Here is a 20,003-nt window from a genome sequence, read left to right as displayed (position 1 = left end):
ATGTCGGTGTTCGAATGTCCGCCACCTCGACCGCGGCGGGCTTGCCCACGCCGATATTCGGGAGCCGACCATGGACGCGAAAGCCACCTACCAGCCGACCGGTCTCGATGCCGCCGGCCTCGATGCCCTCTTCCGCGAAGGCCGCACCTTCAACGCCTTCCAGGACCGTGCCGTCGCCCGCGAGACGCTGTTGGAGGCCGCCCGCCTCGCCCAGTTCGGACCGACCGAAGCCAACAGCCTGCCCGGCCGCTTCCTGTTCGTGACCTCGCCCGAAGCCAAGGCCAAGCTCGTGCCGCTGCTCGCCGAGGGCAACCGCGCCAAGACCGAGGCCGCGCCGGCTGTCGTGGTCGCCGCCTACGACATCGAGTTCTACGAGAAGCTGCCGAAGACCTTCCCGCAGGTCGATGCGCGCTCGTGGTATGTCGGCCGCGACGAGGCCGGCAAGCGCTGGGTCGCCGAGCGCTCTTCGGCGCTGCAGACCGGCTATCTGATCATGGCGCTGCGCGCCCTCGGCCTCGACGTCGGCCCGATGGGCGGTTTCGATGCCAACGGCGTCGATGCGGCCTTCTTCGCCGGCTCGACCTGGCGTTCCTACCTGGTGATGAACATCGGCTACGGCGACCGCGCCAAGCTCTATCCGCGCAATCCGCGCCTCGCCGACGACGAGTTCACGCGCTTCGCCTGAACGCTGGCATCAAAATGCGATGGCCGCGCTCCCCCGAGCGCGGCCATCCTGCGTTCTGGAAAACAACGCTCGGTCCTCAGAACCGCGCGTCGAGCGACGCCGTCACTGCCTTGCGGAAGCCGGCCTCGACCGTGGTCCCGAACGTGTAGTGCTGCGCCGAATAGCCGGCGGTCGTTCCCGGCGCCGCCGAGCGGAAGCCGACATGGATCCCGACGATCGCCGGATTGCGGCCGACCGAGAGATAGGCGGCGCCCGACATGCCGTCGACGCCGGTGCAGTCGGTCCGGATCTCGCGCGGCGCGTCGCCGATGACCTCGCGGATGCGGCAGAAATCGTAGGTCCGGCTGCGCCCCTCGCCCGTGACCACCATCACCTGCATGCCGCGCGCCGGTGCGCCCGACACCGGATAGACCCGGGCATTGCCGACCGGCCTATCGAGCTTGGCCACCGCCCAATCGCGATGCCCGGCCACCGCGTAGGGCGTGGTCGAACCGCAATAGGGCTTCAGCGTGATGTTGTAGGTCTGGCCGGCGATGCGAAACACGCAGCGCCCGCCCTCGGCGCGCGATCGGCCGCTCTCGTCATAAAAGGTGTGGGCTGCGGAGGTGATGGTATCCGCCTTGCCGGTGAGCTGCGCGGTCGCGCGGATGCCGCCGCATTCGACCGTTCCGGTCCCCGAGGTCATGACCTCGAGCGCCCGCGTCGACAGGCCGAGCCGCTCGGCCGCGATCGCCTGATCCATGCGGCCGTCGCCGCCGACCATGACCACGCGCTGCTCGGCCAGAAGCGGTGTCGCAGAAGCGAACATCACTCCCGCGGCAGATATAGCCGACAAGACCGCCCGGTATTCGCAAAGCCGCCCTGCCCGGCTTCTTTCCACGCCCATGTTACGGTTCCCCACGCGCCCCCCTCGCGAAGGTCAGTAGAGCAGTTAACGCCGGGATTGACCAGCCCATGGGCGCGGCAGGACTTGCACGAAATCCGATCGATTGCCGCAATGCGGCAAGTGAATGAAAACTCGGAGAATTCCGACACATCTGCACCTAGGGCCGCCGGTCCGGCGCAGTCGCGTCGTCCACAGCCGCCTCGAGTTTGTTCAGCAGACGATCAAGGAGACGCCGCTCTTCGGGCGTGAGCGGCGCCATGAGCCGCTGCTCGATCTCGAGTGCCGCGAGCACCAGTTCGTCGACCAAGGCACGCCCCGCCGGCGTCAGCCGCAGCAGATATTCGCGCCGGTCGGCCGCACCGTCCTCACGGGAAACGAGACCACGTTCCACGAGATCGGCGACCGCCCGGCTGATGCGCGTCTTGTGCGCCCCCGTGGCGCGAACGATCGCCTGCGCCGTGCCCGGCCCGTCGCGGCTGAGCGCGATGAGGACGAACCACTCCGCCTCGCCGACGCCCTGGGCGGCGAAGGCCGTGGCCGCGCGCGCGGCCAGACGGCCGAGGCGGAACGGAGCAAAACGCTGGAGATCGAAACGGCTGGTCGGCATGGAGCGCGCGGGGTCTCGTCGGCGTTCTGGAACCCGATCGATGGTGGACCCGACGCTCCCGTCCGACAAGCGCCGCATCGACAGCGACATCGGTCTCCGCGCCGCGCTCTACCTGCCGCGCTTCAGACGCCGCGCGTTGGCGCCGACGCGCCGGAACGCCGGCTCGGTCGCCGCGTCGACCACCGCCAGCCATTCTTCGGCGAGCTTCAGGCCGTCGAGCGATCCGGACGCCGCCTTGAGACCGAGCCGCTGCAGCCGCAAGTTCGCGGCGGTGAGGCCGGACATGACGGCGACGGTCTTCTCGAAAGCCGCGACCTGCCATTCGAGCAGGCTCGCGGCGGTCGGCACGCCGAACAGGATCGGCAGGCGCAGCCCGAGCGTCGTGGCGGTGTCGTAACCGGCGACCCCGGCGGCGCGCGCCCGGCGCAGCGCGGCCGGGGCGAGCGAGCGAACATCGTCGAGCGGCTTCGTCATGCTGGAGATCTCCTCGGGACGGACGGGCGCAACAACGGGATATCGATCAGCGCCGGTAGGACCGCTTCAGAAAGTCGAGCGCGGCGGAATCGATCCGTTGCCGGAGCGAAAAGAACCCCTCCCAAGGATCTGCCCGATCGATCACGGCCCGAATGTCGAACGCGTCCGCGGCCGGCACGGTGTCGACCTCGTCCCAGGTGATCGGCACCGCGACCGAGGCCCGCGACCGCGCGCGCAGCGACCAGGGCACGATCGCGGTCGCGCTCTTCCGGTTGCGCAGCCAGTCGACATAGATCCGGCCCTTGCGTTTGGCCTTGCTGGCGACCGCCACGTAGCGGCCGGGGTCGGCGCGGGCGAGGCCGCGGGCGAGCCCGGCCGAGAAGTCGCCGACGTCGTCCCAGGTCTGCGTCCCGTCGAGCGGCACCACGACATGCAGGCCCTTGCCGCCGCTGACCATGGCGAAGCCGACGAGACCGACCGCCTCCAGCGCGGCGCGGAGCTCGCGCGCCGCAGCCCGCACGGCATCGAAGCCGAGACCCTCGTCCGGATCGAAGTCGAACACCATACGGTCCGGCCGATCGAGGTCGGCCTGCCGCGCGCCCCAGCCGTGAAATTCGATGACGCCGAACTGCGCCGCCGTAACCAGCCCTTCAGGCCCCAGCACCGTCAGATAGTCGCCGTGGCGGCCCTCGGGATCGGGAATGCGGCCAAAACCCTTCTTCATGCCGGGCAGCAGATGGCGCTGGAAGAAGGTCTCGGCGCCGAGGCCTTCCGGCGCGCGCACGAAACTGACCGGCCGACCGTCGAGATGCGGCAGGATCCGGTCGGCGACCGCCAGATAATGCTCCGCCACCTGGCGCTTGGTGACGCCGACCTCGGGAAACACGACGCGATCGCCATGGGTGATCCTGGCGAGCAGAGCGGCCGCGTCCGGCGCGCCGCCGCTCTTTCGCATCGGGGCCGCGCCGGCCAAACGAGACGCCGATGCGGCGCCTCCGGCCCGCTTCGGCTGTGCCCGCTTCTTCGGCGCCGGCTTGTCCTCGTCTCGGCTGCCCGCGCGCTCGCCGTCTTCGGCCATGGACCGGCCCTCCTTCGCGCTCGCGACCGGTCGCGGCGACCGATCCTCGCGCCAACCGAGAAAGCGGCCCTGGCGGATCTGGTGATCGCCGGTCCAGCCGGCCGCTTCGATCTCGGCACGATAGACCGGATCGACGTAGATCGCGCCCTTCGGCAGCAGCTCGGACGCCGCCATCGCCGGCGGACGCTCGCGGCGGATCGGCTCCAGCCGCTCGCGCGTGCGCTTCAGCTCGCCCGCATCGAAGCCGGAACCGACGCGGCCGACATACCGCAGCCCGCCATCCGCCTCCTCGACCGCCGCCAGCAACGACCGAAATTCGCGCTTCGTCGACGGCTGCCAGCCGACGACCACGACATCCTCGCGCCGCGCGGTCTTGATCTTGGCCCAGGCCGTGCCGCGACCCGAGCGATACGGCGCATCGGCCTTCTTGGAGACGATGCCCTCGGCGCCGCCGGCGATCGCCTGATCGAACACCGCCGGCCCGTTGCCGACCACATGGGCCGCGACGCGGATCACCGCGCCGGCGGCCGATGCGAGCCGCTCGACCAGCCGCGCCTTGCGCTCGACGAGCGGCAGCGCGGCGATGCTCTCGCCGCGGTCGACCAGCAGATCGAAGGCGACATAGGCGATCGTGGCACCGACCCGATCGAGCGCGTCGACCAGCGCCGGGAAATCCGACAGGCCCTTGGCGTCGAACACCACCGCCTCGCCGTCGATCAGCGTGCATTCGAGGCCGAGCCGGGACAGCGCCTCGACGACGCTCGCGAAGCGCGCGGTCCAGTCGAGCCCTTCGCGCGAGAAGAGCCGGACGGCCGCGCCGTCGACCGTCGCCTGGATCCGGTAGCCGTCGTACTTGATCTCGTGGATCCAGCTATCCCCCTCCGGCGCCGTCTTGCGCGTGTCGCACAGCATCGGGGCCACGAAGTCCGGCAGCCGCGCCGAGGCCGCATGCGTCGGCAAGCGCCCTTCGAGCGGCTGCTCGCCCTTCGCGAGGCTGCGGTCGGAGTGCCAGACCGCGCCGCCCGCTTCGATCTCGGCGCGACCGCGGCCGCTCGCGACCGAGGTCTCGAACGCGGTCACGAGGTCGCGCGCCGGATCGGCGAACGCGTCCTTCTCCTTGATCAGCAACCAGTTCTCGCGGCCCTTCTCGACGTTCATGCGCACGAGCACCCAACGCCCCTGCATGCGTTCGCCGAACAGCTCGAACTTCAATTCACCCGCTGCCAGCGCCGCCGCCGGATCTGCATCGAGCGCCGCCCAGGTGCCGCGGTCCCACAGCATCACCGTACCGCCGCCATACTCGCCCTTCGGGATCGTGCCCTCGAAGTCGGCATAGGCGAGCGGGTGATCCTCGGTCCGCACCGCCAGCCGGCGCACGCGTGGATCGAGGCTCGGCCCCTTGGTAACGGCGAAGGAGACGAGCACGCCGTCGAGTTCGAGCCGGAAATCGAAATGATCCCGCCGCGCCCAATGATGCTGCACGACGAAGCTCGGGGCGCCGCCCGCCGCCCCGCCGGCGCGGCGGCCGCGGGCTCCGCGGTCTTCGAAAAATCCCGCTTGTCGCGATAGCGCGCCAACTTCTCGGCCGGAGCGGCGGGCGCTTTGATTGCCGCGCGGGCCATCAGCCGGCCTTCCGAGGCTTGCGCGCGGCCGGCTCGGGCACTTTCACGGGCTCGGCGCGCTTGGGCGACGTGCGCTTGCGGCCACTCGTACCGGCGGCCTTCTTCGCCTTCGTCCCGCCCTCGGCCTTCGATGCCGCCGCGGCCGGATCGCCGCCCGCCTGCGCCACGGAGCGCTTCAAGGCTTCCATGAAGTCGACCACGGTGCCCGGCCGCTCGGTCTCATTCTCGCCGACCGCGACCGCGTGGCCGGTCTTGATCTTGTCGTCGACGAGCTGGCGCAGCGCGGCAGCATAATGGTTCTGGAACCGGTCGGGATCGAAGGGCGCCGATTTGCGCGCGATCAGGTCGGTCGCCATCTCGACGAGGTCGGAGCGCAGGTTGCCATGGCCGATGTCGGCGAACACCTCGTCGGCGGCCTTGATCTCCTCCTCGTAGCGCAGCGTCTCGAGCAGCAGCCCGGCGCCGGCCGGGTTGAGCGCGACGAGGTTCTCCTTGCCGCGCAAGGTCAGCTGGCCGATGCCGACCTTGCGCGCGCTCTTCAGCGCGTCATGGATGACCCGGTAGCCCTCCTCCGCGACCTCGCCGTCCGGCAGCAGATAGTAGGGCTTCTCGAAATAGAGTGGGTCGATCTCGCAGGCCTCGACGAACTGCGTCAGCTCGATCGTGTGCCGCGTCTCGATCTTCACCGCATCGAGCTCGTCCGGCTCGAGCAGGACGTAATTGCCCGGCTCGACCTCGTAGCCATAGACGATGTCGTCCTTGTCGACCGCCTTGTCGCCGCCCTCGGCGACCTTCTTGTAGCGGATGCGCTGGCGGCTCTGCTTGTCGATCTGGTGGAAATGGATCGCGGTATCGGACCGCGTCGCGGTGACGAGCCGGACCGGGATCGTCACCAGCGACAAGCGCAGGAACCCCTTCCAGAACGTGCGGAACTTCTCGGCCATGGGTCACTCTCCTGCCGGTCTGGTCCGCGGCCGGCCGTTCATTCGAACGGCATCGACGCGCGCGGGTTCCCTTCAGCAAGCGGGCCGCACGAAAAAGGGCGGCCGATGGTCCGGCCGCCCTGTTCAAATCGTCGTCGCGTTGTGCTCGGGATCAATGCCAGAACAGCCAAAGCAGAATGATGACCGGGATCGGAACACCGATCAGCCAGAGCAGAATAGAACGGCCCATGTCAGCCTCCATACCTTGCGTTGCTTCAGCGAGACAACGCGGTCCCCGGACGGAGGTTCCCGGCAGGCGAATTACTGGACGCGATCAGCTCGCCGCGATCACGCCGGCGACGAGCGCAATGCCGAGCGCGATGCAGAACTGCAAGGCCAGCGCGGCACGATAAAGCTCGAGCGCACGGCGAACATCCTTCGCCGTCGCCTCCGCGCGGCCGTCGCCCATATAGGCGTCGTCGACCCGCGTCGTGCCGTAGACGCGCGGTCCGGCGAGCCTCAACCCGAGCGCCCCTGCCATGGCCGCCTCGGGCCAGCCGGCATTGGGCGAGCGATGCTTGCCGGCGTCGCGCCAGACCGCGGCCCATGCCTCGCCCGGCCGCGCGCCCGGCTCCAGCGTCTTGGCGGCGGCGACGAGCAGCAGCGCCGACAACCGCGAGGCCGGCAGGTTGACGAGATCGTCGAACCGTGCCGACGCCCATCCGAACGCCTCGTGGCGCGGCGTGCGATGGCCGATCATGCTGTCGGCCGTATTGGCCGCCTTGTAGAGCGCCGCGCCCGGCAGGCCGCCGACCATCATCCAGAACACCGGCGCGACCACGCCGTCGGAGAAATTCTCCGCCAGGCTCTCGATCGCGGCACGCGCCACGCCGGCTTCGTCGAGCGAATCGGGATTGCGACCGACGATCATCGACACCGCGAGACGGCCCTCAACGAGCCCTTGGTCGAGCCCGTCGGCGACGGCGCGGACATGGTCGTGCAGGCTGCGTTGCGCCGGCAGGCTGGCCGCCAGCACGGCGAGAATGCCGAGCCCGGCCCAGCCGCCGACGAAGGCGCCGATCAGAGCTTCGAGCGCCCAGGCGACGAGCCCCGTCACCGCGAGCACGACCGCGAGCGCCACCACGCCGAGGGCGCGGCGGCGGAAGAAACCGTCGGTCTCGCGGTTGAGGCGACGGTCGAGACGCGCGATCAGGGCGCCGATCCAGGTGACGGGATGGCCGATGACGCGGTAGAGAGGCGCCGGATAGCCGACCGCCGCCTCGACGGCGAGTGCGGCGGGAACCAGAAGCAGTGACGGATCGGCGGGCATGGACGGCGCAGCGGCTCATTCGGTGACGACGGACGGCGCGCCGGTGTATCACGGCGGCGGCCTCGCCGTCGCGCGCGACAGGTTCCCCGGCGCGCCCGAACCGTGGATCGACCTCTCGACCGGCATCAACCCGGTGCCCTACCCGGTCGACGACATCCCGTCCGACGCCTGGACGCGGTTGCCCGAAGCCGCCGCCGTCGCCGCGCTCGAGCACATCGCCGCCGGCGCCTATGGCGTCGACGATGCCGCCATGGTCGCCGCCACGCCCGGCACACAGGCGCTGATCGAGCACCTGCCGCGCCTCGTGCCGACGTCCTCCCCGGCACCGCGCGTTCACATTCTCGGCTTCACCTATCAGGAACACGCCCATGTCTGGCGCCGCGCCGGCGCGCAGGTCGACGTGGTCGAAACGCTGGAGGCGTTGAGCGCGGCCGATATTGCCATCGTGGTGAACCCGAACAATCCCGACGGTCGACACGTCGCGCCCGAGCGGCTGGCGATGCTGGCGGTCGAAATGGGCGCGCGCGGCGGCAGCCTGATCGTCGATCAGGCCTTCGCCGACGTGCTGCCGCCGGACGCCGGCATCGAGCCGTTCATGGCCGATCCGGCCGTCGCCGCCGGCACGCTGGTGCTGCGCTCCTTCGGCAAGGCCTACGGTCTCGCCGGCCTGCGCCTCGGCTTCCTGGTCGCGGACCCTGTGCGCGCGGCGCGGACCCGTGCGCTGTTCGGGCCCTGGGCGGTCTCCGGGCCGGCGATCACCCTCGGCGGCCGTGCGCTCGCCGATCGGGTCTGGCTCGACGCCGCCACACGCCGGCTCGAGGCCGACCGGGCCCGGCTCGAGGCTCTGCTCACCGGCGCTGGGCTCGCGATCGTCGGCGGCACGCCGCTGTTCGTGCTCGCCCGCACGGCGGACGCGACCTCGCTCTTCGAGCGTCTGGCGCATCGCGGCATCCTGGTGCGCCCGTTCCCGGCCCGGCCGGACTGGCTGCGCTTCGGCCTGCCAGGCGATGCCGTCGTGTGGGACCGCCTCGCCGCCGCGCTCGCCGCCCGCGGCTGAAGCCGACCGACGCAAAAAGGCCGAGCACGATGCCCGGCCTCCCTGCGCGTCGGCTTTGTCGCCTCACGGCAGCCGATAGGCGATGATCGCGTCGCCCTGCTTGGTGCCGAGCGAGCCGTGGCCGCCCGCCATGACCAAGAGCGTCTGCTTGCCCGACGGCGAGCGATAGCTCATCGGCGTCGCCTGTCCGCCGGCCGGCAGGCGGTCCTGCCACAGCACCTTGCCGTTCGCGACGTCATAAGCGCGGACATAGTAGTCGAGCGTCGAGGTCAGGAACGCCACGCCGCCCGCGGTCACGATCGGACCGCCGAGGCTCGGCACGCCCATCCTGAACGGCAGCGGCACGGGCGCGACGTCGCGGACGGTGCCGTTCTTGATCTTGTAGACGACCTTCATCGTCTGGAGATCGATGCCGGCGATGTAGCCCCACGGCGGCGCCTGGCACGGCAGACCGAGCGGCGAGACGAGCGGCCCCATGTCGACGGCATAGGGCGCGCCGTGATTGGGGTTGGCACCGCTCTCGTCGGCCTTCTTCATGTCCGAGCCGCCGGACGGGCTCTGATGGCTCTCCGGCTGCCCCTCGGCATTGCCGCCCGGCCCGCGCGGGATCAGCCGCGAATAGAAGGCGAAGTAGCTCGGATTGGCGAAGGCGATCTTGCGCACCGGATCGACCGCGATGCCGCCCCAGTCGATGACGCCGAAATTGCCGGGATAGATCAGCGAGCCCTGCAGCGAAGGCGGCGTGAAGATGCCGTCATAGCGCAGCGACCGGAACTCCAGCCGGCAGGCGAGCTGGTCGAACATGGTGGCGCCCCACATGTCCGCCCCGGTGAGCCGCCCTTCCGGCGCCAGCGTCAACGCCGAGAACGGCTGCGTCGGCGCCGTGCGGTCGCCGGTCACCGCCCCTTGCGGCACCGGCTTTTCCGGTGCCGGCACGATCGGCTCGCCGGTCCGCCGGTCGAGCACGAACAGGTCGCCGCGCTTGGTCGGCGCGATCAACGCCGGCACCGGCCGGCCTTGGACACTGAGATCGACCAGGCTCGGCTGCGCGCCGATATCCATGTCCCAGAGATCGTGATGGACGGTCTGGTAGACCCAGCGCAGCCGACCGGTGGCGATCTCCAGTGCCAGGATGGCGCTCGAGAACCGCTCGTCGGTCGGCCGCCGGTCGGCGCCCCACTGGTCGGGCGTCGCATTGCCCATCGGCAGGTAGATCAGCCCGAGCTGCTCGTCGGCGGCCGAGATGCTCCAGCTGTTCGGCGAGTTGTGGGCGTAGGTCTTGCCCTCTCCGATCGGCGTCGTATCGTCCGGGTTGGCGGGATCGAAATTCCAGACCAGCCGGCCGGTGTTGATGTCGTAGCCGCGGATCACGCCGGACGGCTCATGGGTCGACACGTTGTCGGAGACGTTGCCGGCGATGATGACGAGATTGCGCGTCGTCACCGGCGGCGACGTCGAATAATAGAAGCCCGGCTGGTACTGCGGCATGCCGGTCCACAGGTTGACCGTGCCGTTGTCGCCGAAGCCTGCGCAGGGCTTGCCGGTCTCGGCGTCGAGCGCGATCAGCCGCGCATCGGCCGTCGGCAGCAGGATGCGGCTGGGGCACTCGCCGTTCGGCGGCGGCGCATCGGCCGGCGCGGCATGGTAAGATACGCCACGGCAGGTCATGTGCTGGAGATCGGGCGAGACCTGGATCTTCGGATCGTAGCGCCAGACCTCCTTGCCGGTCTCGGCGTCGAGCGCAACCGCGATCGAATGCGGCGTGCAGATGAACACCTTGTTCCCGACCGCAAGCGGGGTCAGCTCGAAGGTGGTCTCCTTCGGATCGCCGGAGCGCGGCAGGTCGCCGGTGTTGTAGGTCCAGGCGACCTTCAGATTGGCGACGTTCTGCGGCGTGATCTCCGCGAGCGGCGAATAGCGGTCGCCATAATCCGAGCGACCGTAGGCGTGCCATTCGCCATCCGGCACGCCGCCGTGGTTCGCCGGCGGCGCGGCCGCGTTGGCGGCCGAGGCGAGCGTGCCGAACCGGTCGGTCAGGTCGCGCGACATGGCGACGATACCGACCGCCCCGGCCGCGACCAGCGCCACCGCGAGCGGCAGGCCGGCCATCCCGAGAGCGCGCGGCCGCGGCGCATCGGGCGAATGCACCAGCGCATTGCGCACCCACGGCACCAGGAGCCAGAGCCCGACCAGGAACACGACGTCGCCGCGCGCCGCGAGCGGCCACCAGGCGAGGCCGATCTCGGCATAGGCCCAGGCCAGCGTGCCGAGCACGACCAGCGCATAGACCCACAGCGCCTCTCGCCGCCGCAGCATCAGCAGCGCCGCCGTGACGAGGAAGCCGATGCCGGCCGCGAGGTAGTACCAGGAGCCGCCGAGGGCGACGAGCCGCCCTCCGAAGAAAGCGAGGCCGGCGCCGATGACGGCGACGACGATCGCGGTGATCCAGAGGACCACACGCGAACCTGACAAGTAACGCATGGGGATATCTCGCGTTTCGGGATTGGGGTGCCCGATGAACGCCCCAGCGCCGGAAAAGTTACGCGTCCGTGTTCTATGCCTAGGACATAGCTGGGAGGCGCCAGACGCGCCGGGCATTGCCGGCGAGGAGCTTGTCCTTTTCCTCGACCGAGCACCCGGCGACCAACGCATGCGTGGCCGCGACCCAGGTCGACAGCGTTCCGCCGAGGGTCACCACCGGCCAGTCGCTGCCCCAGACGACCCGGTCCCAGCCGAAGGCGCCGATCGCGTGTTCGACATAGGGACGCAGGTCCGCGACGGTCCAGGTCGCCGGCTCGGCATAGGCGACCACGCCGGAGATCTTCACCACCACATTGGGACGCTTGGCGATTTCCGTGACGTGCGCGGCCCAGGGGTGCGTCTCGCGGTCCTTGACCGCCGGCACGCCGCAATGGTCGAGCACGAACTGGACATCCGGCGCGAGGTCGCAGAGCGCGATCGCCCTCGGGATCTGGTGCGGCAGCACGCAGAGATCGAACGGCAGGCCGGTGCCGCCGAGCCGACGGATGTTGTCGCGGAACCTCGCGCTCTCCGAGAGGTCGTCCGGCATCACGTGCAGCACGCGCCGGAACCCCTTCACCACAGGATTGGCGCGCTGCCGATCGAGGAAGGCCGGAAATGCCTCGCTCTCCGGCCGGCAGGCGCTGATCGCGCCGAGGACCAGCGACTGCGGGAAGCGCGAGATCCGCCGCACGGTCTCGGTCTCGGCTTCGATCTCGGCCTCGGCGACGTCGACCTCCATGTGCAGCGCCGCCCCGATGCCGACCCGCCGCGCCTCGCGCTCGTAGAGCTCATAGGAATAGTCGCGATTGAGTGCCGGGACGTCGGCGAGCCACGGGTAGCTGTGCCGCTCCAGATCGATCAGATGCAGGTGCGTGTCGATGATCACGGCGGCGTCCCCCTTCGTTGTTCTCATTGATCGGCTTGTGACGGCAAACCTGCCGTCTGGACCCGGTCCGGGCAAGTCCGAAGCGAGCTTCGCGGGCACGCGAACCGAAACGGCTCGCATGCGTTGCCCAAAGCCCTTGACCGGCCCCCGAGCCCGGCGCTGATCCTGCCGACACGATTGGCGGCGCCGCCATACCACGAGCCGCGCCATGACGCTCATCCGCCCCGACGCGACCGAACGATCGACGCGCCCGCCGCGGGACGGCCTGCCGCGCCCCGGTCCGGCCGCGGTGCATCTCTGCCTCGACGTGCAGAACCTGTTCGCGCCGGGCGGTCCATGGCCGACGCCCTGGATGCCGCGTGTGTTGCCTGTCATCGCCGCCATTGCCGAACGCTATGCCGCGCGCACGCTGTTCACCCGCTTCGTACCCGCCGCCGAGCCGGGGGCAGCAGGCGGGGCATGGGGCGACTTCTACCGGCACTGGCCGGAGGTGACGCTCGCCGCGATCGAGCCGGACCAGCTCGAACTGGTTCCCGAACTCGCCCGGCTGGTGCCGCCGGCGCGGATCGTCGACAAGCGTAGCTATTCGGCCTTCACCGGCACCGACCTCGGCGCCCGCCTGATCGCCGCCGGCATCGACACCGTGGTCGTGACCGGAGCGGAAACCGACGTCTGCGTGCTGGCCAGCGTGCTCGCCGCCGTCGACCTCGGCTTCCGCGTCTTCGTCGTGACCGACGCGGTCTGCTCGTCGTCCGATCGGGCCCACGACGCGGTGCTGACCCTCTACGGCTCGCGATTGAAACACCAGATCATCGACGTGACGGCGGAGGAACTGTTCGCGCTCTGGCCCGCGGCCTGACGTGCGCGCCGGAACGATCGACCCGGCGCGATTCGGGCGCGATGCGACGGCCGGTCCGCCGAGGGAGCAAGGCATGAACGATACCGCGTCCGGACCCGATCACGCCGCGCCTGAGGATCCGCGGGCCGAACTCGCCGCCGACCGCACCCTGTTCGCGGCAGAGCGGACCTATACAGCTTGGGTGCGCACCGGCCTGACCGCGCTCGCAAGCGGCGTCGGCGCCGGAAAGCTGCTGTCGGGCTCTCTGCCGCTCTGGCTGATCGTCGGCATTCGCGCGCCGCTGGTCCTGTTCAGCCTGTTCTGCTTCTGGGCGGCGGTGTGGCGCGAGTTCCACCAAGGTGCGCCGCCGCCGAAGCCGGACACGCCACGCCTGTCCCGCGTGGCGCTCATCGCGGTCAACGTCGGGCTCGCGCTCGTCGCGGCGGCGGCCCTGATCGCGATCGCGGTCGGCGCCGGTGCCGGGTGAAGGGATATTCCGCTGCGACAGAGCGAAAATCTCTCAGATTATTTCCGCCACTGGACCGCGAAACCGCGCGCATAAGTCAAACGCAGGACGTGCAATCGCTGCGAAACGGGAGTTATCTATATCCTGAGGTTATGAACTCCTGCGACGGACGTGATCCATGGCCGACGACATGCTGAGCTTGCGCGAATTGCGCGCTTTGCGGGCCACCGTCCAGCACGTCACCATCACGCGGGCGGCCCGGGCGCTCGGGGTCTCGCAGCCGGCGGTCAGTCGCTCCTTGTCGACGCTGGAGGCCAAGCTCGGCAAGACGCTGTTCGAGCGTCGCGGCCGCCAGGTCGTGCCGACACCCGAGGCCCTGACGCTGAACGCCGCGCTCGATGCCCTGTTCACGGCGCTGAACAAGGTCAACGAGAGCGCCTTCGTCGCCCGCAGCGTCGCGCCGATCCGGGTGATCTCCTCGCCGCTCTATGCCGGCGGCTTCCTGCAGGCACAGTTCGCTGCACTAAGGGCGACCGAGCCGGACCTCTGCATCGAGGTCGAGGTGATGTCGTCGCGCGACATGCCGGCCGCGCTGGCCGATGGCGATGCCGACCTCGCCCTCACCGATGCCGATTTCGACAGCGACACGATCGCATCGGAGGTATTCACCAGTTCGAGCGCGGTCTGTCTGCTCCCTGCCGGGCACCGGCTGGCCGGACGCCCGCAGCTCGCGATTGAAGATCTCGCCGGCGAGCCCTTCGTGGCGCTCGCCCGTGGCCATTCCAACCGCAAGCGCATCGATCAGTTCTTCGCCGGCAACGAGCGCGACATCGTGGCCGATGCCTCGACCTCCTTCGCCGCGATCGAGTTCGTCCGGCACGGCATCGGCCTGACGATCCTGAACCCGTTCCCGATCATCGCCCCTGACGATCCGGACTTCGCCACGGTGCCACTCGTGCCGCGGCTCGACTATCACGGCCGGGCGGCCTACCTGCGCGAAAAGCCGCTGTCGGCCGAGGCCCACCGCTTCGTCGCGCAGTTGCGTGCCGCCGCCACGCGCCTCGGCGCACCGCCGCGGATCTGACGCCTCCGCCGCAAAACGCAGAGGCCCGCCGCGGTCACCTGACCGGGCGGGCCCCATTCCGGGTATTCGGACGCGCGGCGCCGATCGACCTCAGCGCTCCACGAATGCGCGTTCGATCACGAAGTCGCCCGGCTCGCCGCTGTTGCCTTCGTCCCAGCCGAGCCCGACCAGCATGTGGCGCATGTCGTCGAGGAGGCCCGGGCTGCCGCACAGCATGATGCGGTCCTCGGCCTTGTCGATCGGCGGCAGGCCGAGATCGTCGGTCAGGTGGTGATTGGCGATCAGCTCGGGGATGCGGCCGCGGTGGGCATGCGCCTCGCGGGTGACCGTCGTGTAGTGGACGAGCTTGTCGACGACGAGTTCGCCGAGCAACTCGTCCTCGCGGACGCTCTTGACGATGTGCTCGCCGTAGGCGAGCTCGGCCACCTCGCGGCAGCCGTGGACGAGAATGACCTTCTCGAACCGGTCGTAGGCCTCCGGATCCTTGATCAGGCTGACGAAGGGCGCGATCCCCGTGCCGGTCGACAGGAGGAACAGCCGCTTGCCCGGCCGCAGGTTGTCGAGCACCAGCGTGCCGGTCGGCTTCTTGCCGATCAGCACCTTGTCGCCGGGCTGGATCAGCTGCAGGCGCGATGTCAGCGGGCCATCGGGCACCTTGATCGAGAAGAACTCGAGGAATTCCTCGTGGTTGGCGCTCGCCATCGAATAGGCGCGCAAGAGCGGCTTGCCGTCGATCTCCAGGCCGATCATCGCGAACTGGCCGTTCTGGAACCGGAACGACGGGTCGCGCGTGCAGCGGAAATTGAACAGCCGGTCGGTCCAGTGATGGACTTCCGTGACCGTCTCCACATTGAAGACGGAGGCGCGCTGCTTGACCGGAACCTCGGCATTCATGCGAACGGACTCCTGAACCGCTTGTCTTCTCCGGGCGCCCCTGTATCAGGGCGCGGCGTGAAAGTCTCGCGTCTCCGAGGTCGCAAAACGGCTGAAATCCGCCTTGCCCGGCGCGGCGCGAGGATGATTTTTCATTCGAAAGGATGAGGAGCCTGCGCGGGGCGCCCGTTCCGTGCACTGCGGAGCATGCCGTTCCAAGCCCGCGCCGCAATGCGAAAAGTCAAAAAAACTGCATCGCAGCCCGGCCGCGACCGGCGCGGATCGTCGCGCCCGCCCCGACCGCGCCCCTCAGCGCTCGACCGGCAGTCCCTCCGCCTTCCAGGCCGAAATGCCGCCGCCGACATGAGTCTCGTGCGGCAGACCGAGCTTGCGGCAGAGATCGACCGCGCGCCCCGAGCGTCCGCCCGACAGGCAATAGAACACGATCGGCTTGTCGGCCGGCAGGCTCGCGACGGTGGCGGCGAGCGTCGAGAGCGGCGCATGCACCGCGCCGGGCACGCGCGACTGCGCCCATTCGTTCGCCTCGCGCACATCGACGAGCAAGACCTCGCCGCGCCCTGCCCGCGCATGGGCCTCCGCGGGCGAAAGGGTGACCGGTCCGGCCGACCTGAACAGTCCGAACATCGCTTTTCCTTCGTGGCCGTTGATATCACGTATTTGCGTATTTAAGCACTTACTTATATATAGGCAAGCCTGCTCCCTCGGGCGAGAGGTGCGAGGTCGATATCGATATCGAACGCCCCGACATCGACGTGGTGCCGGCGTTCCTCTCCCCCGACCTCTCGCCTTCCGATCCGACACGCAACGGAGACCCGACGATGACCACCGAATGGCCCGAACTGACCAAGACGCTGAATGGCTGGATCAAGGAATTGCGGGCCGGATCCCCCGACGTGATGCGCGCCTTCTCGGGCATGGCGCAGGCCGCCCTCGCCCCCAAGGCGCTCGACACCAAGACCAAGGAGTTGATCGCATTGGCGATCGGCGTGGCGGTCCGCTGCGACGACTGCGTCGCCTTTCACGCCAAGGCCGCACTCGAGCAGGGCGCCACCCGCGAGGAGATCGCGGAGACGCTGGCGATGACGGTCTACATGGGCGCAGGTCCCTCGGTCATGTACGCCAGCCACGCACTCGCCGCCTTCGACGCGTTCGCCAAGGCCAAATCAGCTCCACAGTCGTGATGATTACTTATGGGATAAAGGTCCGAGGATAATAAAAATGCATTCGACCTTGATCCAAAGCAAATCGACGACTGAAACACCAGAGCATGATCGCTTCGCCAATTTCCCGATACATAGGGATGACGACCATGCTGAGACTGACGATACTGATGTGGATTCTTGCCGGCACCGTGCTTGCCGGTTGCCTCGTTACCGTCGTGGTGACGGTCCCGTCGCTCTATGATGCCGGCATGAAGTACATTCCGATCGCCGGCGTCGGCGGTTACCTGCTCGCAATCCCGCTCGCCTGGATCCTCGCCCGCAAGATCCTCGAGGCAACGCGGCCCGTCGCCTGAGCGCTCGCCCTCCGGGGCGAAGTCACGATCCGCAAGCTTCGAAAGGCCGGCCGACAAGGCCGGCCTTTTTCATTGGCATGGAACGCGAACGCGGGCGAGGCGACCGGTTCCGAAAGCAGCCCGCCCCTTCTCCGGGGCCCACACGCCCACACACCCTAAGGTCACTTGAGTCGATCCGGATCGCGCGGAAGTGATCGGCGACCACGTGACGCGGCAACCGGCCGGCGTTCAGCCATCAGCCCCGCCGGGTCGGCGAGCAACGCCGACCTGTCATTAACGTTTCAAGAAATCTAATCGAAATAAGCACTTCTCATGACCTTAAAAATTCGTTACCCCACCCCCGGTCGCCTCAAGCGACATCAGGAGACATTCATGCGTATTTCGAAGTTCGCCACCGTGTCCGCCCTTTCCGTCGCCATGGCCTTCGGCGCCCTGCAGACCGCCGCGGTCGCGGCCCCCGCCGTGCCGGTTGGCCAGAACGCCCCGATCGGCGTCAAGGCGGGCGTGATCGGCGTCGGCGCGATCGCCGGCAGCGTCATCCTGGACGCGATCATCACCTCGGCCACCCAGTGCCGCGAGCTGACCCGTGAAGAGGCCTGGACCGCCGGCCTGCTGCCGGTGATCGGCATCATCATCAACCACTCGAAGGCCCCGGCCTCGAAGTGCGGCGCCGCCGTGGTCGCCCCGGTCAAGGCGAAGAAGAAGTGATCATCGTCCGATCGGACGAGATCGAATGACATCGAACAACAAGGGCCGGCCCCGAGGGGCCGGCCCTTTGCGTTTGCGGGCTTTGGTCAGACCGCCGAGACGGCGGTCACGGCTCGCCGATCAGCTTGCAGGCGATCGCGACCGGCTTGGCCGCCGCCTCCGCGAAGCTGCCCTCGAACAGGCCGCAGTCGAGCAGGTTGTCCTCGTTGCCGAGCCGCGCCGAAAAGACGTTGACCAGCACCTTGGCGGAACCCGGCTTGATGAACTTCACCTCGGCCGGCTTGAAGCCCTTGCCGACGAAGGCGACCGTGCCGCCGGTCGGACCGAGCTTCACCTGCTCCTCGCCGAGCAGGATGCCGAACTCGGTGACCTTCTTCTTGCCTGCCGCGTTGGGGTCGCCCGAATAGGTCACGTCGACGACCGTCTGTTCCTTGGTCGCGGTCATCTTGGCCGCGGCCTTCGCCGACAGCGTGACGACCACGGAATATTTCGGCGGCACCGCCTCGGCCCCCTGCTGGGCGTGAGCGGCGGAGAGACCGAGCATCGCGACGGCGAGCGCCGCCGCGGCGAGACGAGCTGAACGCATCAATCGAAAACCTCGAAATGACAGTGGAGAGACTGCCGGCGGCGACGCGGCCGCCGACGGGGCAAGTCGGGGCTCGGCCCTTTACAAAGCTCAGGCCTTCACCGACGCCGGTCCGGCAGCCGGACGGCGAGAGCCGGCGAGCTTGCGGAACAGCACCACCGCGGCGACGCCGGCGACGATCAGGCCGATCGACATGAGCGGCCGGACCGCGAACCAGGCGATCGCGATCGTGATCGAGCCGACGAACAGCGCGGCACCAAAGGCGAAGAAGCCGCCGATGCCGCCGACGATGCTGCCGATGAACGGCACGATGTCGGCGATTACCGACAACGGGCCGACCAGCATCGAGAAGCCCACGAACAGCACGACCATACCGACGAGCCGCAGGATCCAGGTCAGGATCGAATTCTCCTGCTGCGCCTCCTTGAAGACCTGCGCCGCCGGCACCTGGCCGTCGTGCAGGATCTCGATCGTGCGGCCGTTGCTGGTCGCATAGCCGGTGAAGCCCTTGCCCGTCTGGCGCGCGACCACGGTCGCATCGCCCGCCGGCACCAGCTCGTAGGAGATCCGGAAGTCGCCGACCTTCGGCCGCGCCGGATCGGCGCCGAAATAGACCCGGCCGTCGAGGATCTGCGCCTGCGCGGCGCCGCCGCCGGCCGCCGCCTTGACCGCCGCGAGCTCACCCGGCTGGACCGGCCGCGCGACCGGCTTGCCGAAGCTGCCCGCCTGCGCGGGCGTCAGCGTGAAATCGCCGAGTTGCACCTTCTGGGCCTGGAAGGTCTGCGAGGCGACCGGTACCGGCGGGTTGCGATGGCCGTTCGGCTGCTTGAACGAGGCGCCGTCGACCGGCGTATCGGTCCAGTCGGTCGCGTAGGAATAGGTGGTGATGGTCTCCTCGCCGCCGCCGAGCTTCTTGCGCGTCTCGGAATGCGAGCTCTCCTTCCACTGGAAGGCTTCGACCTTGCGCACGAGCCGCAAACCGTCCGCCGCGACGCCGAAATTGGCGTCCCGAAGCTTGCCGGTGACGGCGAGCGGCCCCATCACATGGACGAGCTTGCCCTCGTTGACCGGATCGACCGGCGCAGCGGCGATCGATACGACCACGCCGGCGCCTTCGGTCAGCGACCGGGCGGTGCCGACCGCCCGGCCCTCGTTCCAGCCGAGCAGCACGATGCCGATCAGGATCACGATCGGCGCGATCAGCAGCGCCTTCAGCGAATTGCCGATCCGCTCGAACCACGACGTCGACGTCGTCTCGGTGAACGTATCGCCGCCGGTCGCGCCGGACGAGCCATAGGCGTCGAACGACCCGCCGAACCCGGGCGTGTTGTCCTGACCGTCGGAACTGGACATCGAAGACCTCTTTCGCGAATGAGTTTCAAGAAACGACGCATTCACCCGAACGTGAAAAGTCGGGCACGCCTATTTACGCAGCGTCGGACCGAGAGTCACGGCGGCCATTCGTGAAAGCATGGCGTTTCCGCAGCGTTTCTTGCCGGAGATGCGCGGTGATCTCGATGAAGGATGGTCGATGGTGGGCCCGGCCGGATTCGAACCAGCAACCAGACCGTTATGAGCGGCCAGCTCTAACCGTTGAGCTACGGGCCCGACCGACGGCTGCGGCCGAGGGACCGGCCCACCGATGACGCCGGGCCGACGGTCGGGTGCGTAACACGCGTCGCGTAAGGCGACAAGCGAGTGCGCGCGCGCCACACGCATGCCGGGCACGGATCGACGGCGGAACCCCGCTCGGCCGCGCCGCCCGGCGGCCCTTTGGGGTGCGCCCACACCCGCGGCTGTGGACAACGCGGGCTTGGCGCTTGGACCGTCGCTCGAATCA

The 20,003-nt window shown here is 68.9% G+C and carries 20 protein-coding genes, 1 tRNA gene and 1 pseudogene; 8 read left to right on the top strand and 14 right to left on the bottom strand.

Annotation, left to right across the window (positions count from 1 at the left end; translation table 11 throughout):
* Positions 1–70: 70 nt before the first annotated feature.
* Positions 71–685 (top strand): malonic semialdehyde reductase, encoded by a 615-nt coding sequence (locus ABS361_02615; protein XBY45204.1) that lies wholly within the window; start codon positions 71–73, stop codon positions 683–685.
* Between the two features lie 76 nt (positions 686–761).
* Here the strand turns inward: ABS361_02615 and ABS361_02610 are convergent, their stop codons facing one another.
* The 7 genes and pseudogenes from ABS361_02610 to cbiB all read right to left on the bottom strand — a co-directional run bounded on the left by ABS361_02610 (position 762) and on the right by cbiB (position 7,605).
* A complete protein-coding gene (locus ABS361_02610; GenBank protein ID XBY45203.1) occupies positions 762–1,493 on the bottom strand; it encodes a hypothetical protein in 732 nt (243 codons plus the stop codon).
* 235 nt (positions 1,494–1,728) lie between these two features.
* Positions 1,729–2,268 (bottom strand): MarR family transcriptional regulator, encoded by a 540-nt coding sequence (locus ABS361_02605; GenBank protein ID XBY45202.1) that lies wholly within the window; start codon positions 2,266–2,268, stop codon positions 1,729–1,731.
* An 18-nt stretch (positions 2,269–2,286) separates the two neighbouring features.
* Entirely contained in the window at positions 2,287–2,652 is a 366-nt protein-coding gene (locus ABS361_02600; protein ID XBY45201.1) for a hypothetical protein, read from the bottom strand.
* 46 nt (positions 2,653–2,698) lie between these two features.
* Positions 2,699–4,642, bottom strand: coding sequence for a DNA ligase D (ligD, locus tag ABS361_02595; GenBank protein ID XBY46786.1), 1,944 nt, complete (start codon positions 4,640–4,642; stop codon positions 2,699–2,701).
* 204 nt (positions 4,643–4,846) lie between these two features.
* A pseudogene (locus ABS361_02590) lies at positions 4,847–5,215 on the bottom strand (DNA polymerase ligase N-terminal domain-containing protein).
* Between the two features lie 136 nt (positions 5,216–5,351).
* Positions 5,352–6,296 (bottom strand): Ku protein, encoded by a 945-nt coding sequence (locus ABS361_02585; GenBank protein XBY45200.1) that lies wholly within the window; start codon positions 6,294–6,296, stop codon positions 5,352–5,354.
* 313 nt (positions 6,297–6,609) lie between these two features.
* Positions 6,610–7,605 (bottom strand): adenosylcobinamide-phosphate synthase CbiB, encoded by a 996-nt coding sequence (gene cbiB, locus ABS361_02580; protein ID XBY45199.1) that lies wholly within the window; start codon positions 7,603–7,605, stop codon positions 6,610–6,612.
* On the opposite strand from cbiB, the gene cobD reads away from it, so the two are divergent.
* The gene (gene cobD, locus ABS361_02575; GenBank protein ID XBY45198.1) at positions 7,604–8,662 is read left to right on the top strand and encodes a threonine-phosphate decarboxylase CobD; all 1,059 of its coding nucleotides are present in this window, start codon (positions 7,604–7,606) and stop codon (positions 8,660–8,662) included. The genes cbiB and cobD overlap by 2 nt on opposite strands.
* A 63-nt stretch (positions 8,663–8,725) precedes the next feature.
* Here cobD and ABS361_02570 read toward each other — a convergent pair whose 3' ends face one another.
* Together ABS361_02570 and ABS361_02565 are read right to left on the bottom strand one after the other, a co-directional pair.
* Entirely contained in the window at positions 8,726–11,143 is a 2,418-nt protein-coding gene (locus tag ABS361_02570) for a glucose/quinate/shikimate family membrane-bound PQQ-dependent dehydrogenase (protein XBY45197.1), read from the bottom strand.
* Positions 11,144–11,222: 79 nt separating this feature from the next.
* Complete coding sequence (locus ABS361_02565; protein XBY45196.1) at positions 11,223–12,071, bottom strand: amidohydrolase; 849 nt, start codon at positions 12,069–12,071, stop codon at positions 11,223–11,225.
* Between the two features lie 208 nt (positions 12,072–12,279).
* Here ABS361_02565 and ABS361_02560 point away from each other — a divergent pair, with 208 nt between their 5' ends.
* The 3 genes from ABS361_02560 to ABS361_02550 all read left to right on the top strand — a co-directional run bounded on the left by ABS361_02560 (position 12,280) and on the right by ABS361_02550 (position 14,459).
* Positions 12,280–12,930 carry an isochorismatase family cysteine hydrolase gene (locus ABS361_02560; GenBank protein XBY45195.1) on the top strand — a complete coding sequence of 217 codons (651 nt, stop codon included), beginning with the start codon at positions 12,280–12,282 and terminating at the stop codon, positions 12,928–12,930.
* Positions 12,931–13,003: 73 nt separating this feature from the next.
* The gene (locus ABS361_02555; GenBank protein XBY45194.1) at positions 13,004–13,396 is read left to right on the top strand and encodes a DUF202 domain-containing protein; all 393 of its coding nucleotides are present in this window, start codon (positions 13,004–13,006) and stop codon (positions 13,394–13,396) included.
* Positions 13,397–13,553: 157 nt separating this feature from the next.
* Positions 13,554–14,459 carry a LysR family transcriptional regulator gene (locus ABS361_02550; GenBank protein XBY45193.1) on the top strand — a complete coding sequence of 302 codons (906 nt, stop codon included), beginning with the start codon at positions 13,554–13,556 and terminating at the stop codon, positions 14,457–14,459.
* A 90-nt stretch (positions 14,460–14,549) separates the two neighbouring features.
* Here ABS361_02550 and ABS361_02545 read toward each other — a convergent pair whose 3' ends face one another.
* Together ABS361_02545 and ABS361_02540 are read right to left on the bottom strand one after the other, a co-directional pair.
* Positions 14,550–15,353 carry a ferredoxin--NADP reductase gene (locus ABS361_02545; protein ID XBY45192.1) on the bottom strand — a complete coding sequence of 268 codons (804 nt, stop codon included), beginning with the start codon at positions 15,351–15,353 and terminating at the stop codon, positions 14,550–14,552.
* A 288-nt stretch (positions 15,354–15,641) separates the two neighbouring features.
* Positions 15,642–15,977, bottom strand: coding sequence for a rhodanese-like domain-containing protein (locus ABS361_02540; protein XBY45191.1), 336 nt, complete (start codon positions 15,975–15,977; stop codon positions 15,642–15,644).
* A 194-nt stretch (positions 15,978–16,171) separates the two neighbouring features.
* Here ABS361_02540 and ABS361_02535 point away from each other — a divergent pair, with 194 nt between their 5' ends.
* From ABS361_02535 to ABS361_02525, 3 genes are all read left to right on the top strand, one after another.
* Complete coding sequence (locus ABS361_02535; protein XBY45190.1) at positions 16,172–16,534, top strand: carboxymuconolactone decarboxylase family protein; 363 nt, start codon at positions 16,172–16,174, stop codon at positions 16,532–16,534.
* A gap of 128 nt (positions 16,535–16,662) precedes the next feature.
* A complete protein-coding gene (locus ABS361_02530; GenBank protein ID XBY45189.1) occupies positions 16,663–16,869 on the top strand; it encodes a hypothetical protein in 207 nt (68 codons plus the stop codon).
* 372 nt (positions 16,870–17,241) lie between these two features.
* Positions 17,242–17,577 (top strand): hypothetical protein, encoded by a 336-nt coding sequence (locus ABS361_02525; GenBank protein XBY45188.1) that lies wholly within the window; start codon positions 17,242–17,244, stop codon positions 17,575–17,577.
* Between the two features lie 106 nt (positions 17,578–17,683).
* On the opposite strand, the gene ABS361_02520 is transcribed toward ABS361_02525, so the two are convergent.
* From ABS361_02520 to ABS361_02510, 3 genes are all read right to left on the bottom strand, one after another.
* Positions 17,684–18,163 carry a hypothetical protein gene (locus tag ABS361_02520; protein ID XBY45187.1) on the bottom strand — a complete coding sequence of 160 codons (480 nt, stop codon included), beginning with the start codon at positions 18,161–18,163 and terminating at the stop codon, positions 17,684–17,686.
* A 90-nt stretch (positions 18,164–18,253) separates the two neighbouring features.
* Positions 18,254–19,516, bottom strand: coding sequence for a TMEM43 family protein (locus tag ABS361_02515; protein ID XBY45186.1), 1,263 nt, complete (start codon positions 19,514–19,516; stop codon positions 18,254–18,256).
* A 179-nt stretch (positions 19,517–19,695) separates the two neighbouring features.
* A tRNA-Ile gene (locus tag ABS361_02510) sits at positions 19,696–19,771 on the bottom strand.
* Between the last annotated feature and the right edge of the window lie 232 nt (positions 19,772–20,003).

Source organism: Ancalomicrobiaceae bacterium S20 (assembly GCA_040269895.1).
Lineage (GTDB): Bacteria > Pseudomonadota > Alphaproteobacteria > Rhizobiales > Ancalomicrobiaceae > Methyloraptor > Methyloraptor flagellatus.
The sequence above is the reverse complement of the archived record's forward strand: the minus strand, read 5'-3'. Positions and strand labels throughout refer to the sequence as shown.

What these genes read in the sequence shown, in the direction of transcription:
- ABS361_02555 (XBY45194.1), top strand. Translation starts at nt 13,004, where the DNA reads ATGAACGATACCGCGTCCGGACCCGATCACGCCGCGCCTGAGGATCCG.
- ABS361_02600 (XBY45201.1), bottom strand. Translation starts at nt 2,652, where the DNA reads ATGACGAAGCCGCTCGACGATGTTCGCTCGCTCGCCCCGGCCGCGCTG.
- ABS361_02610 (XBY45203.1), bottom strand. Translation starts at nt 1,493, where the DNA reads ATGTTCGCTTCTGCGACACCGCTTCTGGCCGAGCAGCGCGTGGTCATG.
- ABS361_02525 (XBY45188.1), top strand. Translation starts at nt 17,242, where the DNA reads ATGCGTATTTCGAAGTTCGCCACCGTGTCCGCCCTTTCCGTCGCCATG.
- ABS361_02545 (XBY45192.1), bottom strand. Translation starts at nt 15,353, where the DNA reads ATGAATGCCGAGGTTCCGGTCAAGCAGCGCGCCTCCGTCTTCAATGTG.
- ABS361_02585 (XBY45200.1), bottom strand. Translation starts at nt 6,296, where the DNA reads ATGGCCGAGAAGTTCCGCACGTTCTGGAAGGGGTTCCTGCGCTTGTCG.
- ABS361_02615 (XBY45204.1), top strand. Translation starts at nt 71, where the DNA reads ATGGACGCGAAAGCCACCTACCAGCCGACCGGTCTCGATGCCGCCGGC.
- ABS361_02570 (XBY45197.1), bottom strand. Translation starts at nt 11,143, where the DNA reads ATGCGTTACTTGTCAGGTTCGCGTGTGGTCCTCTGGATCACCGCGATC.
- ABS361_02515 (XBY45186.1), bottom strand. Translation starts at nt 19,516, where the DNA reads ATGTCCAGTTCCGACGGTCAGGACAACACGCCCGGGTTCGGCGGGTCG.
- ligD (XBY46786.1), bottom strand. Translation starts at nt 4,642, where the DNA reads ATGCTGTGCGACACGCGCAAGACGGCGCCGGAGGGGGATAGCTGGATC.
- ABS361_02550 (XBY45193.1), top strand. Translation starts at nt 13,554, where the DNA reads ATGGCCGACGACATGCTGAGCTTGCGCGAATTGCGCGCTTTGCGGGCC.
- ABS361_02605 (XBY45202.1), bottom strand. Translation starts at nt 2,268, where the DNA reads ATGTCGCTGTCGATGCGGCGCTTGTCGGACGGGAGCGTCGGGTCCACC.
- ABS361_02535 (XBY45190.1), top strand. Translation starts at nt 16,172, where the DNA reads ATGACCACCGAATGGCCCGAACTGACCAAGACGCTGAATGGCTGGATC.
- ABS361_02530 (XBY45189.1), top strand. Translation starts at nt 16,663, where the DNA reads ATGCTGAGACTGACGATACTGATGTGGATTCTTGCCGGCACCGTGCTT.
- cbiB (XBY45199.1), bottom strand. Translation starts at nt 7,605, where the DNA reads ATGCCCGCCGATCCGTCACTGCTTCTGGTTCCCGCCGCACTCGCCGTC.
- ABS361_02560 (XBY45195.1), top strand. Translation starts at nt 12,280, where the DNA reads ATGACGCTCATCCGCCCCGACGCGACCGAACGATCGACGCGCCCGCCG.
- ABS361_02520 (XBY45187.1), bottom strand. Translation starts at nt 18,163, where the DNA reads ATGCGTTCAGCTCGTCTCGCCGCGGCGGCGCTCGCCGTCGCGATGCTC.
- ABS361_02540 (XBY45191.1), bottom strand. Translation starts at nt 15,977, where the DNA reads ATGTTCGGACTGTTCAGGTCGGCCGGACCGGTCACCCTTTCGCCCGCG.
- cobD (XBY45198.1), top strand. Translation starts at nt 7,604, where the DNA reads ATGGACGGCGCAGCGGCTCATTCGGTGACGACGGACGGCGCGCCGGTG.